Raw genomic sequence first — 22,341 nt, 5'->3', positions numbered from 1 at the left:
CTCCCTTCCTTAAGGTATTTTTATCCGCTTCAAGAAATCATGAACGGAGATATTTTAACATAAGCCACTACTGAAACACAATTATTCAGATCGCTTTCTTTGCTCTAACATTCGCAAGAACTTCCGATCTTCTTCTGTCAACGGAGCTGATTTCAGAAGGTCGGGCCTTCGTGTCCATGTTCGCTTTAGTGACTGTTCTCTGCGCCATTTCTCCATATTTGCATGATGACCCGATAATAAAATATCAGGTACTTCCATACCACGAAATTCAGATGGTCTCGTGTAATGTGGATACTCTAAAAGCCCGTTTGAAAACGAGTCCATCGCTGCCGAATCATGATTGCCAAGTACACCAGGGATTAATCGACTCACACTGTCAATGATGACCATCGCTGGGAGTTCTCCACCGGTGAGTACAAAATCCCCTACGGAGATCTCTTCCGTCACCAAGTTTTGACGAATCCGCTCATCAAATCCTTCATAATGCCCACAAAGGAACATCAGATGCGAGTGTCCTGCTAACTCCTCTGCCTTCTTTTGCGTAAAAGGAGCTCCTTGTGGAGACATCAACAGAATCGGTGGACGCTTCACAGCATCCTGAAGTAGATGATCGACTGCATCAAATAGAGGTTGTGGCTTTAACACCATGCCTCCACCGCCGCCATACGGAGTATCGTCGACAGTCTGATGCTTATCGGTGGCAAACTGACGAAAATTGGTTACATTCGTCTCAATGAGCCCTTTTTCATGAGCTTTACGGATGATACTAGTAGATAAGAATCCATGAAACATCTCAGGAAAAAGAGTTAGTACATCAAAGCGAATCTGTGCCAATTATTCCAGTCCTTCCATCCACTCAATCGTAATCTGTTTTGAAGCCACATCGATCTCGTTAACAATGTCATCAATATAAGGTAAAAGGATCTCTTTCCCATCCGCTGTCGCCACGACCCAAACATCATTGGCTGGAAGGGTTAAAATTTCCTTTACCTTACCCACCCTGCGTCCCTCTGTTGTGAATACTTCGCAGTGAATAATATCTTTAAAGTAGTACTCGCCTGCTTCCATATCAAGAGAGACCACATCTGTTACAGGAACGACAAAGGTTCCCCCCTTGAAAGGTTCTGCTTGATTGATGTTATCCCATTCTTGGAACTTCACTAAGTAAGCATTTTTATGAAGGCGACTCTTCTCCACAGTCAAAGGGAGTGGCGTTGTAAGTGTTGCATGTTGTAGCAGTAACACCTGTCCAGGTGCAAAGCGATCTTCCGGAAAGTCAGTCTCTGAGAGTAGCTTCACTTCACCGCGAATACCATGTGTGCCCAGAAAACGGCCTACTTTTAAAAACTCTACTTCTTTCAAATCGGTTCACCTATTCCGCTATCGGATCGGATCATTATTTTGATTCAAGGATACCTTCTTTACGGAACAAGTTACGTACGGTATCAGATGGTTGAGCACCAGTAGCTAACCATTTTTTCGCTTTTTCAGCATCAATTTTCACTTGAGCTGGTTGAGCAATCGGGTTGTAGTAACCGATTTCCTCGATAAAACGACCATCACGTGGAGCACGAGAGTCAGCAACTACTACACGGTAGAAAGGAGCTTTTTTCGCACCTATGCGTTTTAGACGGATTTTCACTGCCATTGATTCTTCACCTCCTAATTAGGGTTTCACAAATTCACCATTATATCACGCTATCCAAGGAAAGGAAACTTAAATCCTTTTCGCTTTTTCTTTGATTTGGTCATTTGCGCCATTTGCTTCATCATCTTTTTCATATCTTCAAACTGCTTGAGAAGACGATTCACTTCTTGTACCGAAGTACCGCTACCAAGTGCAATCCGTTTTCGTCTGTTTGCATTGATAATCTCTGGTTGTTCACGCTCAGACGGGGTCATCGAACGAATAACGGCTTCGATTCGTCCAATTTTTTTCTCATCGATGTTGAGATCTTTGACCCCTTTCAACTTATTTGCACCTGGGAGCATCGCCAACATATCTTCAAGCGGTCCCATGTTCTTCATCTGTTGAATTTGATCTAAGAAATCATCAAGTGTAAAGCTTTGTGTCCGCATCTTCTTTTGAAGTTCGCGTGCTTTCTCTTCATCGACAGCTGATTGCGCCTTTTCGATCAAGCTGAGAACATCACCCATCCCGAGAATTCGAGATGCCATGCGGTCTGGATGGAAAGGCTCGATTGCGTCCATCTTCTCACCCAAACCAACAAACTTGATCGGACAATCTGTAACTGACTTAACGGAAAGTGCCGCTCCCCCACGAGTGTCACCATCAAGCTTAGTGAGGACAACCCCTGTCAGACCTAACTCTTTGTTAAAGTGATCCGCTACATTTACCGCATCTTGACCTGTCATCGAATCGACTACTAACAAAATTTCGTGAGGCTCGGTTTGTGCCTTGATCTGACGAAGCTCGTCCATCATTTCTTCATCAATATGCAAGCGACCTGCTGTATCGATAAATACGTAATCAAAGCCTTCTGCTCTCGCCTTCGCTACGCCCTCTGTGGCAATCTTTACTGGGCTTTCCTTGTCACCAAGAGTAAAGACGGGAGCACCAATTTGTTCACCCAGGACTTGTAGCTGCTTAATCGCCGCTGGACGGTATACGTCTGCTGCCACTAAAAGCGAACGTCGATTTTGTTTTTGCAATAACTTTGCAAGCTTTCCTGTGTGAGTAGTTTTACCTGCCCCTTGTAATCCGGACATCATAATAATCGTTGGAGACTTAGGTGCTGTATTTAACTTAACTTGCTCTCCACCCATTAAAACGGTCAACTCTTCATGGACCACTTTAATCACTTGTTGACCGGGTGTTAAGCTTTTTAGTACTTCTTGTCCAACCGCACGTTCTTTCACCCGATCGATAAACGTTTTTACTACTTTAAAATTTACATCGGCTTCTAGTAAAGCGAGACGTACTTCACGCATTGCTTCTTTTACATCGGCCTCGGTAACTTTTCCTTTACCTCTTAGCTTCGACATAACTGATTGCAGTCGCTCAGACAATCCTTCAAATGCCATCCGTACACCTCCCTAGCTTTTATTTTCAATCAATCTCTAATAATCTTGTTATGATCGGTTCAGCCACAGCTCGGGCATTTGCATCAGCGTCTAGCTGAGTGCGTAGTTCTGCAATGAGCTCTTGGCGTGTTCTATGTTTCGTTACTAAGGATAGTTTATTTTCTAGATCAGTAAGGGTCACTTGTGCCCGTTTAATCGCTTCAAACACCGCTTGACGTGAAGTCCCTTGATGTTCGGCAATCTCGGAGAGCGACCAGTCTTCTAAGTAATATAGCTCGAGGAGAGATTGTTGTTTCTCCGTGAGAAGTGAGCCATAGAAGTCATACAATAGATTCATCTTAGTGGTTTGCTCCAGCATGGGAGTCACCTCATTTATGCCTGTCAAGGCAATCACATTTACAGGTATTAACTATAAAGGATTGGAATATAGGTGTCAAGTGTTTTGGGTTTACAGTTGTTGGGTAGTGCTGAGAGGGATTTTGAAAGGCTTGACTTAGACCTGAAGACTGTCCCGGGACAGTTCAAAGAGCTCCGCTTTAGTAGGAGCCCTTTGGACTTGGGTTTATGATTACTCTAAACTCTCATCTTCTTCAATTGTATCTTTAAACAATGCATGTAAAAACTGATCTCGGTCAAATTCTTGTAAGTCATCAGCTTTTTCTCCGAGTCCGACGAACTTGACGGGAATCTTTAATTCGTTGCTGATGGCGATAACGATTCCACCTTTTGCTGTGCCGTCGAGCTTGGAAAGCACTAGGCCGGTAACGTTTACGGCTTCACCAAAGGTTTTGGCTTGTACCATGGCGTTTTGCCCGGTTGTGGCATCTAAAACGAGAATAACTTCATGGGGGCCATTCGGAATTTCGCGTTGGACTACACGGTGTACCTTTTTCAGCTCTTCCATGAGATTTACTTTGTTTTGTAGACGGCCAGCTGTGTCGCAGAGGAGAATGTCTGCTTTTCGGGATTTGGCGGCCTGAATCGCATCGAAAATCACGGCGGCTGGATCCGAGCCTTCTTGATGCTTAATCACATCGACTCCAGCTCGCTCACCCCAGATTTCTAACTGTTCGATCGCTCCGGCACGGAAGGTGTCTCCAGCGGCTAGAACCACTTTTTTGCCTTCTTGTTTGAAGCGATGGGCCAGCTTTCCGATGGTCGTCGTCTTCCCTACACCGTTTACTCCAACAAATAGGAGAACGGTCATGCCGTCTTCTTGAATTTGTAATTTACTACCGGCATATGCTTCTTCTAAGATCTCAGCAATCATTTCGGACATGAGCGGTTGTAATTCCGTCGGTTCAGTAATCTTGCGAGCTTTTACCTCACCACGTAATCGCTCCACGAGATCCATCGTGGTGGTAACGCCTACATCTGCACTGATTAAAATTTCTTCTAGTTCTTCAAATAAATCTTCATCAATCTTTTTTCGATTGCGAAATAGGTCCCCCATCGCACCTACTAAATTGGTGCTTGTCTTACTCAAACCTGATAAAAACTTTTGGGTAACGGATTCCGTGCTTTTTGATACACTTTCTTTTAATCGTTTAAAAAAACTCACACTTGTGCCTCCTAACTCATCGTTGCAGCTACTTCTTTACTACTATCATCATAATCTTCCATCCGCACAGATACCAGACTGGACACTCCCGATTCTTGCATGGTAATTCCATACAGTACGTCTGCACCTTCCATCGTGTGTTTGCGGTGGGTAATGAGGATGAATTGGGTTTTCACAGCAGCTTCCTTCATATATTGGACGAAACGGGTTAAGTTTGCCTCATCCAGTGCCGCATCCACCTCATCTAAAAAGCAAAATGGGACAGGTTTCACTCTTAATACGGCAAATAGTAAAGCCAACGCTACTAGAGAACGCTCCCCTCCGGATAACAAGGAAAGTTGTTGCAACTTCTTCCCCGGCGGCTGAGCCACGATCTCAATCCCAGTTTCTAACAGGTTCTCCTCATCCGTTAATTGCAGATCGGCGCGACCCCCGCCAAACATCTTCACAAACACATCTAAAAATTCTTCTCGAATAAGCTGGAACACGTCTAAGAAGCGTTTCCCCATCTCCGATTCGATTTGGGCGATGAGATCGTAAAGGGAACGTTTGGCATCTAGCAAATCGGCTTCTTGTGTTTTCAAGAACTCTAGGCGCTCACTAAGTCGCTTGTATTCTTCGATCGCACCTAAACTTACTTCCCCTAAGCCAGCGATTTGTTGTTTGAGGGAACGTACTTTTCGCTCCGCCTGATTCGGCTCTTCTGGCGCGCCGTACATCTCTTTCGCACGTTCGAAACTGACCTCATACTCCTCTGCAAGCTTCTGTAACAGGTGATTAAGCTCTACATCTAGACGATTCACTCGGATTTCGAGATCACGGAGTTGCTCTTCTTGTTTTCGAATGGTCGATTGAGCTTGATGAACCTCGTGTTCTAATTCATTCCGCTCCCGCACTTGCTCATCACGAGTCCCGCGCACTCCACTCAACTTTTCCTGGATAGCTATTTTCTGCTCGCGAAGCTGATCGATTTGCACGGATAGTTGATCCAGTTCCTGTTGATTTAACTCACCCCGCTCACCAAGCTCCATTTGTTCTTTCTCAATCTGTTTTTGTTGCTTTTGGTTACGTGATAAATCACCTTGGATACGAGTCATATTTTCTTTATGATTACGGATTTCTTGCTTAAGCTGAGCAACGGTTACACGCCATTCAGTTACTTGTTCATTCGCTTCCGCTTTGGCATCTACTTCTTGTTTACGAAGCTCTTCTAACTCTTTTCGCTTCTCACTGAGAGACTTCTTTTTCTCTTCTAGTACAACTAATTCTTGCTCAATCTCTTCTGTGCGCTCCTCCAGCTCCATCGTTTTCTCATCCACGATGTGCTGTTGTTGCTCGCCTTGCTCAATCGTTTTCTCTAAGTTTCTCAGCTGTGTTTGGCTTTCACGAAGAGTGCTCTCCATTTGCTGTTCTTGCAAACGAAGTTGCTCGCCTTCTGTACGGAGCTCTTCCCAGTCTTTCTCTAACTGGGTTCGTTGTTCGGTTGTCGTCTGTAAGTCAGCTTGAACTGAGTCCCACTCTTGCTTCTGTTCGTGAAGTTCCCCTTCTAGCTCTTCCAGCTGGCGGGTCCGTCCAAGTAGATTGCTTTTATTATTTTGACGACTGCCCCCTGTCATGCCTCCACCTGGATTTACGACATCTCCATCCAATGTAACGATTCGATATCGATACTGAAGTGTCCGTGCTAGCTGGTTGGCATCCTCCAGACTTTGTGCGACGACTACCAGCCCAAGCAGATTCTCCACAAGCCCTTGATATTCAGGCTCGCAGGAAACCAAGTCTTTGGCAATCCCTATAAAACCATTCAACTTTTGTATTCGTTCCACATCACGGCTCGGTAAGACTCGTGGTTGAATCACATCAAGCGGTAGAAATGTAGCTCGTCCCAAACGGCGATCCTTTAAAAATTGAATCGCATGTCTCCCTGTTTGCTCATCTTGCACCACCACATTTTGCAAGGCCCCACCTAATGCCGTTTCCATCGCAACCTCGTATTTCTCAGAGACGTGAACCAATTGAGCAACCGCACCTCGAACACCTGACAAGGTTTCATGTCCTCGATCGGAGGCGAGCAAGATCTCTTTTACGCCTTGGAAAAAGCCCGCATGCTCTGCTTCCATATCCTTCAACACATCATACTGAGAACGGGTCCGATGATACTTTTGCTCTAACACTCGATTTTGGTGACTAAGACTCTTTTCTTCTTCTTGAAGAGTGTTGCGTTTCTCCACCACTTTCCCCACTTCTTCTCGTTTTTGCTCTAAAGTGGATTTTACTTCTTGCAATTGTTTGTGTGAGCTTTCTTCCTTCTCCTCAATATCCTCACGTTGTTCATAGCTCTCGGATAGATGATCCATCAACGAAGATAAACGCTCCGCTAATTCAATCCGTTGTTGTTCCACAAACTGCCGTTCACTTTTTAATGTGATCACTTCATTGTTACATTCCTGAATTTGTTGCACGACTTCTTGAAGAGGGGTAGACGCTTCCTGCACTGTTAACTTCATCTGTTCTAGAATTGCCTGTAACTCTGCCTCGGCTGCTTGCGATTCGGCTTCTTTCACAGAGAGTCTTTCTTGAAGCTCCGACATTTCCTGCTTTAGGCGAGCTTCTTCTTCTTGTAGCGCAGCCTGACGCTCCTGTAATTGTTGCTTTGTTACCTCTCTGTTACGGCCACGCTCTAACCATACTTCCCGTTGCCCTTCTGCTTTCTCAAGATCCTCACTCGCTTTGAGAAGTTCGCCTTGTACCTGCTCTAAACGAACCTCACACTCATCCACTTGCATTTTTATCTCTTGCAGATAGACTTCTCGTTTGTTTAGTTCAGCTGACAAAATCGCTTGCTCTTCTTTTCGCCGTTTTACCTCTTGAGCAGATGACTGCCACTTACCATGAATATCTTCAATTTTATGTACATACAAGCCAATTTCAACTTGTTCCAATTCCGATTTTAACTCTTTATAAGTGATCGCTTTTTCCGATTGCTCAGCGAGTGGGCCTACTTGACCATCTAATTCATGAATCAAATCATGAATGCGCGCTAAATTTTGCTCCGTCGTCTCTAGCTTCTTCTCTGCTTCCTTTTTCCGAGACTTATACTTTACAATCCCTGCCGCTTCTTCAAAGATAGCCCTTCGGTCCTCGGACTTGCTACTCATAATCTCTTCGATTTTTCCTTGTCCGATCATGGAGTATGCTTCTTTTCCAATTCCCGTATCCATAAATAGTTCATTAATATCTTTCAACCTACAAGTTTGCTTATTTAACAAATATTCGCTTTCACCCGAACGGTATACCCGTCTGGCCACCGTTACCTCTGTATAATCAAGAGGCAGTTTCCGCTCTGTATTATCAAATGTAATCGCTACTTCACAAAAGCCTACTGGTTTACGGGTATCGCTCCCAGCAAAGATGACATCTTCCATCTTACTACCGCGTAATGACTTTGCACTTTGTTCGCCAAGCACCCAACGAATTCCATCGGTAACATTACTTTTCCCGCTACCATTGGGACCCACCACAGCCGTAATACCGGGAACAAACTCAAGCTCTGTCCGGTTTGCAAATGATTTAAATCCGGACATCTCTAATCTCTTTAAATACATAGCCATCCTCCCCTCTCTCGCGGGCGTAATCCATTTATTTTATCATAGCCAAACTATGTATGAAAATTCCGCCTATCACTTTTGTTTTCTTCTTTCTACACGATCGTTCTGATTCCTTTTTGGCACTTGTGAAAACTGAAACAAAATGTTCACAAACTCATGGTCGTCCATGTATTTACTACCCTCATGCAATCCTTTATGATGAATTACATTATGGAAAATGAACATTAAAATATAGGGACACATGTGGAAACGAAATAGGAGGTGAAGCAGATGCTTTGGGACATATTAAACATTATTGGCATTCCAGCATTCGCCATTAGTGGAGCGATTGTAGCGCTCGAGGAAAAATACGACTTATTTGGCTTATATGTACTCGGATTCGTCACTGCCTTTGGTGGAGGAGTCATTCGAAATGTACTGATTGGGATACCCGTAACAGATCTATGGAAACAAGGAAATTTAATGTTGGCTGCGCTTATCGCTATGTCCATCGTTGCTCTATTCCCATACGTGTGGGGAAATCGCTGGCGCAAATGGATTCTGTTCTTTGACGCAGTTGGTTTATCTTCTTTTGCGATTCAAGGAGCACTCTTTGCTCACAAGATCGGGCACCCTCTATACGTCGTAATCGTTGCTACTGTGTTAACTGGAATCGGAGGTGGAGTAATCCGTGACCTCCTAGCAGGTAGAAAACCAGCCATTTTGCGAGAAGAGATCTACGCTATTTGGTGCATTATGATTGGTGTATGCGTGGGCTCTGGCTGGATTGCATCTGAAATTGGCCTTTATACATTACTTGTTACTATCGTTATTCTTCGGATGCTGTCTGTCCACTATCATTGGAATCTATCCATTTATCGCAAATATCCATCCGTATAATCATAAATAACAAACAAACCCCCAACTCTGATGAATTGGGGGTTTTCGTACCTATTTGTAGGAAACCTTTTGAACCAAACGAGCCGTTTCTTTTTCATCAATTTCTCTTAATTTCGCATCTAAGATTTCTAAAAACTCAGCCGCATCTTCTTCACGCGTAATATCGATGCGATCGGCATCAATAATGAGTACATCACTTTCTTTATAGTGATTAAATACCCAGTCATCATAACGCGAATGAAGGCGACGGAAGTAGTTAACATGACTTGGATCTTGCTCATAGTCACGCCCTCGCTTCTCAATCCGTTCCATAATCGTTTCAAAAGAAGCACGTAGATAGATAAATAAATCAGGTCGCTTCTTCGGCCCTGTTGGACAAGTGCAGTGATCTAGTTCTTGAATTTCCTCTAACATATTATGTAAAAGGTCCAAATAACAATCAAACTCTGCTTCTTTCATCATGCCATCTTCAAAGTTAATTTTGGCAAACAAAGCATCTTCGTAAATGGAACGATCCAACACATTATTTTTATGACGCATTGCTTTTTTGATTGAACGGAACCGTGTATTTAAAAAATAAATTTGCAACGGGAAGGCAAAACGCTCCCGATCGTTGTAAAATAAATCGAGTAGTCGATTATCATCAACAGACTCATAAAATGCTTCACTATTTAAATGCTGTGCAATCAATGTTGTATAGGAAGTCTTTCCGACTCCGATCATACCGCCAAGACAAATCACATAACCCATCTCCCTCAAAAGCCTCCTGGACACATTCCCATTATGGTATGGACAAGCATAGGTCCGGAACCCGCGACATATCAAGCTCGAACCATATATGTAAGTCAATAGTGTAACATTAAACAGATTGGAGTGGTATTCTTGATTTTTACTAAAAAACAAATTTTAGGATCTGCACAAGACTTTGCTTATCAAGTTCATCACAATGATACAAGTGGTCATGATTTCCTACATATTGAACGAGTCGTAAATAATGCAAAGACGATTGCCAAGCACGCTGGTGCGGACTCATTTATCTGCCAAATGGCGGCTTATTTGCACGATATAGCGGATGAGAAAATTAGCTCGGATCCTGAGAAGAGTACACAGCAAATTATTCAGTTTCTCATCGAACAGGGCTTATCTACAGAAGACCGAGAACATATTATGGAAATCATTACTACTATGTCATTCCGTGGAGGGGCAAATAAACAACCACCTCGTACGTTAGAAGGAAAGGTTGTTCAAGATGCTGACCGTCTAGATGCACTAGGTGCTATTGGCATTGCCCGAGTGATGGCGTATTCAGGTCACACTGCTCGTCCTATTCATGACCCTTCTATCCTAGTACGTGATCAGATGACAGTAGCAGAATATCGTAGTAATCGCGGGACAGCTGTGACTCATTTCTACGAGAAACTACTGAAGCTAAAGGATTTGATGAATACGGACTATGGAAGACATATGGCCGAAGGAAGACATAGGGTAATGGAAGAGTATTTAGAACAGTTTTATGCTGAGTGGGATGGGGAGCGGTAAGACTATTAGCTTAGGAATACTGGATTTTTTCTAGACTCAAGGTCCCGGGGCATGTATCTGACCATAGCTCAAATAGTGAGCCTACAAGGATGTGGAAAAGCAAGTCCGCTCCTTCCTTCTTAGCTTCGGGCAAGTGGGAAAACTCGCAAAAAGCGCTCAGACATTGCCACAAAACGCCCTAGCTTCGAAGGACTTCGCTAAGTAGGCTCACAAACATCGCTGTAGTCAGATACATTACCCCTATTCCCATTTAATCTGCTAGATATCAGCAAACTTGTTCAAAATTCCTAAATTCAAATGCCTACATCCCTAACTCACGATAGGTCAGAACATGCCCCTACGTCTAACGCTAGCCAGCTATAACTAAGCTAATGGTTGCTTTAGCTATAGGCCAATCATCCTTATCATTTCCCTTTTCTCTGTCTAGCACCCACAATCAACGTCATCGTAATGAGTAGCAATGCCGTTCCCACCACTAGCCATGCAGAAGTCCCTCTTTCTTTTTGATCTGCTGTTTCTTTCGAATCGGGAGTACTATTCGTAGGCGTGTCTGATGGTTGATTGTTTTCAGCACCATCCATCATCCACATGCGTTTATTAAGTACATCCAAATCTGCCTGAGCCTCGGATAATAGCTTGGTACGGCTACAAATCGTCGTGGTAAGATGGCCATTTTCCTTAGTGGCGTAGACTAGATACTCTTTCTCCATTTCAAAGTCAAACCCACACGCTGCTCCGGATAGAGCTGTATACACTGTCAATTCGGGGTCAAGGTCCCCCTTCCAGCGTTTGGATACATGTAGGGTGGCGATTTGTTGATTCGCATCCCCTTCTAATTTGACAACTTTACCCACAAAGACCGCACTACTTTTATCCGCTTCTTTAATTGGATCCCCTGATGGAACACAAGAACATGCCTGTACATCTAACCTCCACCACCCACTCACGGCCAATATGAAGCCCATGATAACTCCTAGCATGATACAAGCTCGTTTCATACGTAGAAAGCCTCCTTATGAGAATGGTTGGTTAATTCAGATAATTATAACCCTATCATAGCATGTTAAGAGCTTTTCCTCTATCTAAAACTCTCTCTCCATATGAATTAATTCCTGCATTCCCTGACAAGTCTTTACATATTCAGAGGAGATGGTTTGAAACCCTTGTTGCTTCCAAAACTTCATCGCAGGTGTATTTATGGCCAGTACATGGATACCGACTCGTTTCCATTCCATATAGTTAATAAATAGATACAAAATTTTTTGACCATAACCATGCCCATGATACCTTGCATGAATGGTTAAAAGAGAAATATGAGGAACACCGTACTTAGGATGGTTAGGAATCGTATCGATCATTCCGATTCGGAATCCATCTGACTTTCGCGTTACCCCTATCATCACCGATCTATACTCTCGCCACGTTCGCAAGAAACGATGTGTATTAAATTGCGCGTCATCATTAAAAAATGACCAATAATAATGGTTGCTCCGTTGCACCTCGATAAAATGGACCCATGTCTGCTCATTTAATTGGTCAAATATGAAATTAGGCGATTCAAACAGTCTCTCCATCCTGTCTCCCCCAAAAGTTCGGTTTCATGTGCATTACCCCGAACATATAGGAAAACAAATAATAATACAATAATTTATTTGTTATTCGCATAGAAAACCACCTAGCATAAAATCTAGGTGGCTCCTTCTGTTCGTCTCGCTTGCCAAAGTTTTAAAGCCTTGGTGGCAGCTTGTTGCTCGGCTTCTTTTTTAGAGCGACCAGAGCCCCTGCCTAGACATTGGTTCTCCAGATATACTTCAGATACGAAGTATCGATCATGAGCAGGACCTTGTGTATCGATAATTCGATAGTCTAAGGGGCCCACTCGTTCTTGTTGCACTAATTCTTGAAGCTGACTCTTTGCGTCTGTCATCCGTGCTAGCCACTCATCATTGATCTTTGGAAACACCACACGTTGTAAAAAAATCCGTGCTGGTTCTAATCCTTGATCGAGGTACACGGCTCCTATGAATGCTTCAAACACATCAGCCAACAGAGAAGGCCTAGTCCTTCCTCCTGTCAATTCCTCTCCTTTACCAAGTCGTACAAAGCTACCAAAATTTAATTCCTTGGCAAACGAAGCCAGCGAAGGTTCACAAACAATTCGAGCACGACGACGAGTTAGTTCTCCTTCACTCATCTTCTGATCATAATGAAAAAGAAACTCGGATACGGCTAGCTCCAAGACCGCATCCCCTAGATATTCTAGTCGTTCGTTATCTGGAATGTGCCCTGAATTTTTCCGCTCGTGTGCATACGAGGTATGGGTGAATGCTTGTTGGAACAATTCTCTGTTACGAAAGCGAATTCCAGTCGCTTGTTCCAAGCTTGTAAAATTCATGTTAATATCACCACCCTAAGAATTACACATCCTCATATACTTTAAACGCGATGGTTGCATTGTGCCCACCAAAGCCAAATGAATTGGAAATCGCAGTACGAAGCGATGCTTTTCGCATTTCATTTGGTACATAATCCAAATCGCATTCTGGATCAGGATGTTCTAAATTGGTTGTTGGTGGGAGAGTTTGGTGATATAAAGCTAAGACTGAAGTAATCGCTTCAATTCCACCTGCCGCACCCAGCAAATGACCAACCATGGATTTAATAGAACTTACGGCTAATTTATAAGCATGATCACCAAAAGCACGTTTAATTGCAATGGTCTCATATAAGTCATTTAGCGGTGTAGAAGTACCATGAGCATTGATATAATCAACTTCCGTCAGCTCTAGACCCGCATTGCTGACAGCCGCTAACATACTTCTCGCTGCTCCATTTCCATCTGGAGCAGGGCTGGTAAGATGAAATGCATCTGCACTCATCCCGTAACCAATCATCTCCGCATAGATCCTAGCACCTCTTGCCTCCGCACGCTCTAGGGATTCAAGAACGATAACTCCAGATCCCTCTCCCATGACAAAGCCATCTCGTTCCTTATCAAAAGGCCTACTCGCACGTTCTGGATCATCATTATTCCGGGAAAGTGCTCCCATCGAGGAGAATCCCGCAAACGCCATTGGAGTAATAGTGGATTCAGTTCCTCCGCAAAGCATTACATCGGCATCTCCATGTTGAATTAAACGGAATGCCTCCCCAATACTGTTTGTTCCGCTCGCACAAGCGGTTACAGAAGAACTATTGGGTCCTTTTGCACCTGTATGTATCGATACTAAGCCAGACGCCATATTTCCAATCATCATCGGAATGAAGAAGGGGCTTACGCGTTTAGGGCCTTTTTCCATTAAAACAGAGTGTTGACTTTCTAGCGTTGGTAGCCCGCCGATACCTGATCCAATGTAGACCCCAATGCGTTCTGCATTTTGATCATCGATCTGAATGTCTGCATCTTGTAGCGCCATCTTAGCCGCCGCAATCGCATACTGTACAAACAAGTCTGTTCGTCTTACTTCTTTCTTATCTATATATTGAAGCGAGTCAAAATCCTTGACTTCCGCAGCAATTCTCGTAGGATAATCAGTAGCATCAAAACGAGTTATATATCCTAATCCAGATTTACCAGCAATCAAATTGTTCCAGAAGGTAACGACTTCATTTCCGATGGGCGTGAGCGCTCCTAATCCTGTGACAACAACCCGACGTTTCATCTGGTGCACCGCCTTTCTGAATGCTGTACGAATGAATGATTCATTTAGGAGAGAGCCCTGTAGTCAGACAGGACTCTCTCCAGTTAGGTATAAATGCATATTCAACCTTAAGTATTAAGCTTTTTGTCCATCTACAAAGGTTACGATATCTTTTACAATCGTAATTTTCTCAGCAGCTTCTTCGCTGATTGAAAGACCAAACTCATCTTCCAAGTCCATGATCAAATCCACTACATCAAGGGAATCTGCATCAAGGTCTTCACGAATGGAAGCTTCTAGTGTCACTTCTTCAATTGCTACATCCAATTTCTCAGAAATAATTTTTTGTACACGCTCTAGTGTAGTTGCCATCCTTATCACCTCCTTACGTATTATACGAAAACAACATTTGACAAGCAATGAAGCATTTTCCTATGAGGTAACCATTCCGCCATCTACATGGATCGTTTGACCTGTAATGTAGCTTGCAGCAGGGCTGGCTAGGAATTTCACTAACTCTGCTACATCGGCAGCCGCTCCAAATCGTCCGAGTGGAATAGATCCAAGCATCGATTTTTGCGTCTGCTCGTCTAGTTTAGCAGTCATATCGGTCTCAATAAAGCCGGGTGCAATTGCATTCACGGTAATATTCCGGCTGGCGATTTCTTTTGCCGTTGACTTCGTTAATCCAATTACGCCAGCTTTTGCCGCCACGTAGTTAGCTTGTCCCGGATTCCCTATTACACCCACTACGGAACTGATATTAATAATTCTGCCAGAGCGTTGCTTCATCATCGGACGAATGACTGCTTTGGTACAGAAAAATACACCTTTTAAGTTGGTATCAAGCACTTGATCCCAATCATCTTCTTTTATGCGCATAATTAAATTATCTCGAGTAATTCCCGCATTATTCACTAGGACATCAATTCTACCAAATCGTTCTAAAACCTGCTTACATGCCGCATCCACCTGCTCTTGATTTGACACATCTACTTGAAGAGCCAAACCTTGTCTTCCTGTAGCTTGAATAGCAGCAAGTGTTTCTTCAGCCGCCACTTGGTTCCCGGCATAGAAGATCACTACATCTGCTCCTGCTTCTGCCAAAGTACAAGCAATCGAACGACCGATTCCTCTAGAACCACCTGTTACGATGGCTACTTGGTTTGTTAGCATCATTTCCTCTCCTTTTCTGGATAGTCTTTAACGAAGTTGTTCAAGAGCTTTTTCAAGCGTTGCTGGATCTTGGATCGAAAGCATCGTAATCCGGCGATTTACTTTCTTTACAAGCGCTGATAAAACATTTCCTGAGCCGATCTCAATAAACGTATCAACTCCTTGATCTAATAAAGTACGAACCGTGTCCTCCCATAAAACGGGCGAAGCTACCTGCTGAATCAACGCTTCACGAATTTCAGATGGTTGTGTCACAGGTAATGCGCTGACATTCGCGATAACAGGCACTTCCGCTTCTCGGAACAGGGCCGTTTGCAAAGTGTCAGCAAGCTGCTTTGATGCTGGAGCCATTAAAGAAGAATGAAACGGGCCACTCACGGTCAACGGAACAACTTTTCTTGCCCCTGCTTCGAGTGCCTTCTCGCCTGCTACTCTGACAGCGTCAGCGTGTCCTGAAATCACAATCTGCCCTGGACAATTATAATTGGCTGGCTCGACGATATTTCCCTCCACACTTACCGAACGGCATATCTCATCCAACACATCTCGTTCACAGCCAAGTACAGCAGACATAGCTCCCACGCCAGCAGGAACCGCTTCTTCCATAAACGTTCCCCGTTTGTGAACCGTTGCAACCGCATCACGAAGAGAAAGAACACCTGCTACAACCAAGGCCGAGTACTCACCTAAACTATGTCCGGCTACGAAATCAGGCCGAATTCCCGACTGACGGAACACTTCATACAATGCCAAGCTAGTGGTTAATAAAGCCGGCTGTGTATGTTCTGTTAAGCGCAACGTATCCTCTGGCCCCTCAAAACAAAGCTCTGATAAGGAATATCCTAAAACCTCGTCCGCTTCACGATACACTTCTTTCGCTTCCGCAAATGACTCTGCAATCTCTTTTCCCATACCCACTTTTTGTGATCCTTGCCCCGGGAAAAGGCATGCTATTTTCCCCATGTCGTGGCCTCCTATTCTGGTTTGTCTTGTGACCAACGTAAAACAGTAGCTCCCCACGTTAATCCACCACCAAAGCCACAAAGAACAATTGTATCTCCTTCATGAATTCGACCTTGCTCCCATGCTTCATTTAACGCGACTGGTATAGAGGCGGAAGACATATTTCCGCAGCGGTCCAAATTCACAATAACCTTTTCCTCATCCAGTCCCAGACGCTCTACTGCAGCATCGATAATGCGCATATTCGCTTGATGTGGAACCAACAAACTGATGTCTTCTTTGGTTAATCCTGCCTTTTTAAGCGCCTCATCCGCCGCACTAATCAACACACGAACCGCAAACTTGAAGACTTCACGACCATTCATATATAGATAATGACCGCCTTCTTTGATCGTCTGTTCGCTAGCAGGAAATCTAGAGCCACCTGCTTTTAAATTTAAATGAGTAGCTCCTGTGCCGTCGCCTCCTAGTTCAAACGACTGAAAGCCATAACCTTCTTTTGCAGGACCTAGAACTGCTGCACCCGCACCATCTCCGAACAAAACACACGTATTACGATCAGACCAGTCTACAATTCGGGAGAGAACTTCTACACCCACGACCAACACATACCGATAAACGCCCGTTGCGATAAATTGAGCACCTGTCGTGATCCCGTAGATAAATCCTGTACATGCCGCTGACAAATCAAACGTCGCCGCATTTTTGGCACCTAATTGCTCTTGTACGAGACAAGCAGTTGCTGGAAATGACATATCAGGTGTAACGGTCGCCACAATGATGAGATCAAGCTGATCTGCCGTGATATTTGCACGCTCAAGCGCTTGTCTGGCAGCCCTCACAGCTAGATCGGAAGCAGCTTGATCTGGAGCAGCTATATGACGTTCACGGATCCCTGTACGAGAGACAATCCATTCATCATTCGTATCTACCATCTTCTCCAGATCGGCATTGGTAAGTACTTTTTCTGGCAAGTAGGCACCTGTTCCTAAGATTCCTGCTGATCGCACCTCTCCTCATCTCCCTCTGTTTTCACTAACCCCTGTTGAATCTGTTCGATCACATTTTGCTCCACGATCTTCTTCGCTTGCATCGCCGCTTGATAAAAAGCACGAGCATCTGAAGAACCGTGTGCTTTAATAATGGGACCTGCCAGTCCTAAAAGAGGAGCCCCGCCATGTTCTTTATAATCCATGCTCTCTTTAAATCGTTTAAGGCCAGGAGCAAGGATGCCCGCCGCCACCTTCGTTCGAATGCTTCTAGTAAATTCCTCTTTTAACTTACTAAAAATGGCTTTGGCCACACCTTCCGTATTTTTTAGAAGAATGTTCCCTGAGAATCCATCGGTAACCAGTACATCACATGTACCGTCTAACACGTCTCGCGCCTCCACGTTTCCAATAAAGTGGATCGAAGACTCGTTCGAGAGTAAATCAAATGTATCTTTCGTGAGAGACGTTCCCTTGCCATCTTCAGTACCGATATTAAGCAAACCAATTCGTGGTCGCTCGATCCCCATTGCATGTTGAGCATAAATACTTCCCATCACTGCATACTGGCGCAAATGTTCTGGTTTCGCCTCCGGGTTCGCTCCTACATCCAGCACGAGCGTTCCGCCACCCCTCAGGCTCGGAAAAATCGGCGCAAGGGCAGGACGATCCATCCCTTTCAGACGACCTGTGACAAATAATCCAGCCGCCACTAAAGCACCTGTATTACCTGCACATACAAACGCATCAACGGCTTTTTCTTTCACCAAACGACAGCCAACAACTAGGGATGAATCTTTTTTCCTTCGAATCGCTTTTACTGGTTCATCTTCTGCTGTGATGGTTTCCGTTACCTTGATCATTTCAATATTAGACAGTACAGATGACACCAGAGTTTTCTCCGTACCAATCAATACAAATGTTATCTCAGGGTAATCTTTTGCTGCCTGTAGGACACCTTCGATCACCGCATTGGGTGCATAGTCTCCTCCATGGACATCAAATGCAATTCTCATGGATCATTTCCTCCTAGTTGCCTTTATCGTCACCGACACGATACACTTCAAAATCACCTTGAAACACAATTTCTTCTTGAACCTTTGTCTGCACTCCAACATGCAAACGACTATCATGAGCTTCTGCGACATTGGCAAAAGCAATACATTTCTCTCCTAACCGAACCGGGCGAACAAAGCGAATGGATGCGTTCCCCGTTAAAGCCACCTTCCAATCCGCTAAGGCAATCGCTAGAGAGTTCGCCTGAGCAAACAAAATGTGCCCGCGAGCAATTTGGTTTCGCTCAAAGACATGCTCTGTACTGATTTCGAGTAAGGAGATTCCACTTTTATGTAATTGTAGATCAATCACATCACCAATCACTTCATTTGGAGATAATGACTGTACATGATCAAACTTCTTCTCTGCCATGTGCTTCATTCTCTCACGCAATTCGGGTATCCCTAGTTCTAATCGATCCAATCGAATTGTCTGGATACTAACATGAAACTTTTTCGCCACTTCTTCATCTGTAAGAAATGGGTTTTGTTCAAATGCTTGGGATAAATAAGATTGACGTTCTTTCTTTGTTAAGCGCAAAGCGGAGATCACCACCTTGAATTATGACCTCATTTTAATACCTAGTCCTAAATGCTAGTATAGAAAAAAAGAATGAGTTTGACAACACCTAATCTTTTTCCGTAATAACTCTTTGTTAGTTTGCACAACACTACCGATATACATGTTTACAAAAAATACATCCGGGAAATCAGTCAACATACGAATTAAAAATCATCAGCAGGAGGTTTTGATCCATGGACTCACAGTCATCTGGATTAAAAATATTGGTTCACGCTAGTACTTGGTTTGCACCTGTACTGCTCCCCCTTATCGTCTATTTTCTTTCGTCTAATTCGGATGTGAAACGCATTTCTCTTCAAGCGCTCATATTCCATTTTCTAATGGGCATCCTCATCGGAATCTCTGTTTTCTTTTCCTTTATCCTCGTTGGACTTCCGTTTTTAATTGTATTTGGTGTGATCTATCTAGTAGCGCCGATCATAGGAATTATCCGCGCAACACAAAATCGCCACTTCCAATACCCATTCTTAGGTTTCATCAAATAGTAGAAATCTATTTATATAACAAGATCAAACACAAAAAAACGAGCTACCCTCTTGATCTCTCAAGTTGGTAGCTCGTTTTTGTTTCTAGTACTAGAAACTAGCTAGTCATATCAATTACTCGTTTACTACGCCTTCTACTTTTTCACCTTTATAATAACCACACGATTTACATACACGGTGGGACATCTTAGGTGCACTGCATTGTGGGCAGCTTACAACGCCAGGAGCGCTCAATTTGAAATGAGTGCGACGCATGCGTTTGCGAGTTTTAGAAGTACGACGAAATGGTACTGCCATGTCATTCACCCCCTGTGCCGTTCTTAAAACACAACTTCGTTGATTATACTACAGTTCCCTTCGATTGAGAAGGTTTTCATTCCTTAAATAAGTCCTGAAGTGCCGCTAGACGTGGATCAATCCGTTCGACTACACAACTACACTCTCGGACATTTTTATTCGCTCCACACACTGGACATAATCCTTTGCAATCCTCCTTACAGAGGGGTACAAAGGGAATAGTGAGTACGAGCGACTCGCGTATATAAGGATCAAGATCTATCGTCTGTGCCTCGACGAGATGAACAATCTCTTCTTCTGAATCAATTGCTCGGCTCTCTTCATCCGTAAATCTCTCAGACCATTCTGCCTGTAAGGGCATGGTATACCCAGCTAGACAACGCGAACATGTCAATACCGCTTGAGTGGATTCCATCACTTCCCCATGGTACAAACGAGAACCCACGTTCTGAAAAACCGCTTCTACCTGTACGGGTTCGATCTGTTCCAGACCTAGAACTTCATCTACCAACCCATCCAACTGAACGCTTTCCTTCACAATCAGCCGTTGATTTGGTTGTTGATTGATCTTTTGTAGAGAGATCTGCATTCATTCCACTCCTCGCGTGAAAACAGGCTTATTATATGACATCCGTATAATTGTGTCAATGTTAGCTCGCCTTTTGTGATGATTTTTCTTGGCTTTGTAAATACTGAAGCGCTTCTTGAAAGGTAGCTACTGGTACAATTTTCATCTTCGTTTTAATTTCTTTGGCTGCTTGAAGGGCTATTTTTTCATTTTCATCCGTGGGCTGTGTATCTTTAGGAGCAAAGAAAATCTCAGCCCCTTTCTTATCCGCAGCCCTCACCTTATACTGAATACCACCAATTTGACCTACTTTTCCTTCACTATTCATCGTGCCTGTCCCGGCAATTTTCATACTATGCGTCAGATCACCTTCTGTCAGCTGATCATATACCGTAAGTGTAAACATCAATCCAGCAGATGGCCCCCCGATCTCGCCAGCTTCTATCTTAATCGAAGGGGTAGTACTCACTTTTTCCCTTGTCAATGGGTAGATGCCTAGTCCCGCCCGCTTCTGTCCTTCTTGCGGCTCAGCCACATCCGCTAACACAATTTCTTTTTCGATCGGATCTTTTGTATTCGTTCGTTGGAACTTCACTTTTACTCGATCCCCGATCTTCTTCTTCTCGAGATAAGCAAACAAATCTTCTTTACGCAAAATTGGCTGTCCATCGATTGCCGTAATGAGATCCCCTACCTGAAACCCATTTTCCTTGCGAACAGAAAACACTTCCACACCCAAATACTCAACTTTCATCGGCTTTTTTGCCTCTTTAAAAGCAGCAATTAAGGCAGCATTTTGTGATTCCAACATATTTTCTTTTTGTTGACGTTGATACTCTTCATCATTTTTAACATTGATCAACATCTCTTTCTCCGGAATTAACTCTAGTTCATGTGAATACTGGGCCCAAACCCAATCTAATACCGTTGCTTTCCCTACTCCAACCGTTGTTAGATAAAAAGTTCCCTCTCCGTGCTTAGCAGGTTTCTCATCCACCTTTACAAAGGGTGCAACGTCTTCTGCGGAACCTGGCTCCATCACATAATAGGGAAGCGAGGCAATCGGAGTACCCAAAATCCCGATCAAGATCAGAAATGCTAAAATACCAAAAAAGATACGACCTTTATAGTTTCGTTTAAACATCTTTCTTGTCTCCTCGCCATTCTGCAATCAATTTTTTTACCAACGGAATCTGCTCTCGGGCAGCTTCCTCCCCATAACGAATGCACTCTTCTACTTTTGTAAATGCAGTCGAACTGATATCTTGCACCTTAGGCCGAATCGTAACGTCAGCCTGATATGTATACCTTCGCAACAATTCTCTCTCCATAATATCAAGAGTTTGTGCGATCACATCAATAATATTTCTTATTTTCACCTGTTCAACCTTCGCAAACACATCTACCGCAATTACCAGATCGGCTCCCATCTCTTGTACCACACTAACAGGCACCCGATCTACCACTCCTCCATCTACTAAAAGGCGATTTTCTATATTTACAGGATCAAAAACACCCGGGATTGAAATGCTTGCTCGAATCGCATCAGCGGCAGGGCCCTCACGAAACACAACCTTTTCTCCTGAAGCCAAATCCGTTGCGACGACAGCTAGTGGAATCGGAAATTCTTCAATCCGCTTCCGATGAGTTAGCAAGCGAATCACTTCATGCGCCCGTCGACCACTTATAAAACCCATGCCAGGAATCTTATAATCCAGCCAAATCTTACGTTTAAAGTGAACTGCTAACCCTTCCATCAACGATAATCTGCATCCATTTGCATAACAAGCCCCTACAAAGCTGCCCATGCTACTTCCTGCGATCAAATCGATTGGAATTCTCTCTTCCTCTAACACTTTCAGCACACCAATATGTGCAAATCCCCTTGCTCCACCAGCACCTAACGCCAAGCCTATAACGGGGCGTCCAGACATATTGGATCGCTCCTTCCA

25 protein-coding genes are annotated in these 22,341 nt (G+C 43.8%); 3 read left to right on the top strand and 22 right to left on the bottom strand.

The window, feature by feature from the left end; genetic code table 11:
* Nucleotides 1–81: 81 nt before the first annotated feature.
* The 7 genes from trmD to smc form a co-directional block, all read right to left on the bottom strand.
* Nucleotides 82–825: a tRNA (guanosine(37)-N1)-methyltransferase TrmD gene (gene trmD / locus EDD57_RS00585; RefSeq protein ID WP_131847403.1), complete on the bottom strand. Its 744-nt coding sequence runs from the start codon at nt 823–825 to the stop codon at nt 82–84.
* 9 nt (nt 826–834) lie between these two features.
* Nucleotides 835–1,362 (bottom strand): ribosome maturation factor RimM, encoded by a 528-nt coding sequence (gene rimM / locus EDD57_RS00580; RefSeq protein WP_131847285.1) that lies wholly within the window; start codon nt 1,360–1,362, stop codon nt 835–837.
* A 34-nt stretch (nt 1,363–1,396) separates the two neighbouring features.
* Entirely contained in the window at nt 1,397–1,648 is a 252-nt protein-coding gene (rpsP, locus tag EDD57_RS00575; RefSeq protein WP_072330238.1) for a 30S ribosomal protein S16, read from the bottom strand.
* A gap of 50 nt (nt 1,649–1,698) precedes the next feature.
* Entirely contained in the window at nt 1,699–3,045 is a 1,347-nt protein-coding gene (ffh, locus tag EDD57_RS00570) for a signal recognition particle protein (protein ID WP_131847283.1), read from the bottom strand.
* A gap of 25 nt (nt 3,046–3,070) precedes the next feature.
* Nucleotides 3,071–3,403, bottom strand: coding sequence for a YlxM family DNA-binding protein (gene ylxM, locus EDD57_RS00565; protein WP_131847281.1), 333 nt, complete (start codon nt 3,401–3,403; stop codon nt 3,071–3,073).
* A gap of 210 nt (nt 3,404–3,613) precedes the next feature.
* On the bottom strand, nt 3,614–4,606 hold the full coding sequence (ftsY, locus tag EDD57_RS00560) for a signal recognition particle-docking protein FtsY (RefSeq protein ID WP_131847279.1): 993 nt from the start codon (nt 4,604–4,606) through the stop codon (nt 3,614–3,616).
* An 11-nt stretch (nt 4,607–4,617) separates the two neighbouring features.
* Complete coding sequence (gene smc, locus EDD57_RS00555) at nt 4,618–8,211, bottom strand: chromosome segregation protein SMC (RefSeq protein ID WP_131847401.1); 3,594 nt, start codon at nt 8,209–8,211, stop codon at nt 4,618–4,620.
* A 273-nt stretch (nt 8,212–8,484) separates the two neighbouring features.
* Here smc and EDD57_RS00550 point away from each other — a divergent pair, with 273 nt between their 5' ends.
* Nucleotides 8,485–9,093 (top strand): trimeric intracellular cation channel family protein, encoded by a 609-nt coding sequence (locus tag EDD57_RS00550; RefSeq protein WP_131847277.1) that lies wholly within the window; start codon nt 8,485–8,487, stop codon nt 9,091–9,093.
* A gap of 51 nt (nt 9,094–9,144) precedes the next feature.
* Here EDD57_RS00550 and EDD57_RS00545 read toward each other — a convergent pair whose 3' ends face one another.
* Entirely contained in the window at nt 9,145–9,843 is a 699-nt protein-coding gene (locus EDD57_RS00545) for a deoxynucleoside kinase (RefSeq protein ID WP_131847275.1), read from the bottom strand.
* A 132-nt stretch (nt 9,844–9,975) separates the two neighbouring features.
* On the opposite strand from EDD57_RS00545, the gene EDD57_RS00540 reads away from it, so the two are divergent.
* On the top strand, nt 9,976–10,632 hold the full coding sequence (locus EDD57_RS00540) for an HD domain-containing protein (RefSeq protein WP_243649382.1): 657 nt from the start codon (nt 9,976–9,978) through the stop codon (nt 10,630–10,632).
* A 404-nt stretch (nt 10,633–11,036) separates the two neighbouring features.
* Here EDD57_RS00540 and EDD57_RS00535 read toward each other — a convergent pair whose 3' ends face one another.
* The 10 genes from EDD57_RS00535 to fapR form a co-directional block, all read right to left on the bottom strand.
* Complete coding sequence (locus tag EDD57_RS00535) at nt 11,037–11,630, bottom strand: hypothetical protein (protein ID WP_131847273.1); 594 nt, start codon at nt 11,628–11,630, stop codon at nt 11,037–11,039.
* An 84-nt stretch (nt 11,631–11,714) separates the two neighbouring features.
* Nucleotides 11,715–12,206, bottom strand: a complete 492-nt coding sequence (locus EDD57_RS00530; RefSeq protein WP_131847271.1) for a GNAT family N-acetyltransferase — start codon at nt 12,204–12,206, stop codon at nt 11,715–11,717.
* Between the two features lie 113 nt (nt 12,207–12,319).
* The gene (rnc, locus tag EDD57_RS00525) at nt 12,320–13,027 is read right to left on the bottom strand and encodes a ribonuclease III (RefSeq protein WP_131847269.1); all 708 of its coding nucleotides are present in this window, start codon (nt 13,025–13,027) and stop codon (nt 12,320–12,322) included.
* 22 nt (nt 13,028–13,049) lie between these two features.
* The gene (gene fabF / locus EDD57_RS00520; RefSeq protein ID WP_131847267.1) at nt 13,050–14,294 is read right to left on the bottom strand and encodes a beta-ketoacyl-ACP synthase II; all 1,245 of its coding nucleotides are present in this window, start codon (nt 14,292–14,294) and stop codon (nt 13,050–13,052) included.
* A 114-nt stretch (nt 14,295–14,408) separates the two neighbouring features.
* Nucleotides 14,409–14,645, bottom strand: coding sequence for an acyl carrier protein (acpP, locus tag EDD57_RS00515; protein ID WP_131847265.1), 237 nt, complete (start codon nt 14,643–14,645; stop codon nt 14,409–14,411).
* A 60-nt stretch (nt 14,646–14,705) separates the two neighbouring features.
* A complete protein-coding gene (gene fabG / locus EDD57_RS00510) occupies nt 14,706–15,449 on the bottom strand; it encodes a 3-oxoacyl-[acyl-carrier-protein] reductase (protein ID WP_131847263.1) in 744 nt (247 codons plus the stop codon).
* Between the two features lie 27 nt (nt 15,450–15,476).
* On the bottom strand, nt 15,477–16,412 hold the full coding sequence (fabD, locus tag EDD57_RS00505; RefSeq protein ID WP_131847261.1) for an ACP S-malonyltransferase: 936 nt from the start codon (nt 16,410–16,412) through the stop codon (nt 15,477–15,479).
* Between the two features lie 11 nt (nt 16,413–16,423).
* A complete protein-coding gene (locus EDD57_RS00500; RefSeq protein WP_131847259.1) occupies nt 16,424–17,422 on the bottom strand; it encodes a beta-ketoacyl-ACP synthase III in 999 nt (332 codons plus the stop codon).
* A complete protein-coding gene (gene plsX, locus EDD57_RS00495; RefSeq protein WP_131847257.1) occupies nt 17,401–18,417 on the bottom strand; it encodes a phosphate acyltransferase PlsX in 1,017 nt (338 codons plus the stop codon). The genes EDD57_RS00500 and plsX overlap by 22 nt, the downstream gene beginning before the upstream one ends.
* A 13-nt stretch (nt 18,418–18,430) precedes the next feature.
* Nucleotides 18,431–19,006 carry a transcription factor FapR gene (gene fapR, locus EDD57_RS00490; RefSeq protein ID WP_243649390.1) on the bottom strand — a complete coding sequence of 192 codons (576 nt, stop codon included), beginning with the start codon at nt 19,004–19,006 and terminating at the stop codon, nt 18,431–18,433.
* A 206-nt stretch (nt 19,007–19,212) separates the two neighbouring features.
* On the opposite strand from fapR, the gene EDD57_RS00485 reads away from it, so the two are divergent.
* The gene (locus EDD57_RS00485; protein ID WP_131847255.1) at nt 19,213–19,524 is read left to right on the top strand and encodes a DUF4870 domain-containing protein; all 312 of its coding nucleotides are present in this window, start codon (nt 19,213–19,215) and stop codon (nt 19,522–19,524) included.
* Between the two features lie 114 nt (nt 19,525–19,638).
* Here the strand turns inward: EDD57_RS00485 and rpmF are convergent, their stop codons facing one another.
* From rpmF to EDD57_RS00465, 4 genes are all read right to left on the bottom strand, one after another.
* Nucleotides 19,639–19,821, bottom strand: coding sequence for a 50S ribosomal protein L32 (gene rpmF / locus EDD57_RS00480; protein ID WP_072330272.1), 183 nt, complete (start codon nt 19,819–19,821; stop codon nt 19,639–19,641).
* Nucleotides 19,822–19,897: 76 nt separating this feature from the next.
* The gene (locus tag EDD57_RS00475) at nt 19,898–20,410 is read right to left on the bottom strand and encodes a YceD family protein (RefSeq protein WP_131847253.1); all 513 of its coding nucleotides are present in this window, start codon (nt 20,408–20,410) and stop codon (nt 19,898–19,900) included.
* Between the two features lie 61 nt (nt 20,411–20,471).
* Entirely contained in the window at nt 20,472–21,533 is a 1,062-nt protein-coding gene (locus tag EDD57_RS00470; protein WP_131847251.1) for a SepM family pheromone-processing serine protease, read from the bottom strand.
* Entirely contained in the window at nt 21,526–22,323 is a 798-nt protein-coding gene (locus tag EDD57_RS00465) for a patatin-like phospholipase family protein (RefSeq protein WP_131847249.1), read from the bottom strand. The genes EDD57_RS00470 and EDD57_RS00465 overlap by 8 nt, the downstream gene beginning before the upstream one ends.
* Between the last annotated feature and the right edge of the window lie 18 nt (nt 22,324–22,341).

The sequence above is a fragment of the Baia soyae genome (assembly GCF_004341445.1).
GTDB classification, from domain to species: Bacteria; Bacillota; Bacilli; order Thermoactinomycetales; family Thermoactinomycetaceae; genus Baia; species Baia soyae.
Note: the sequence above shows the minus strand (reverse complement) of the source record. Positions and strands in the feature narration are given on the sequence as shown.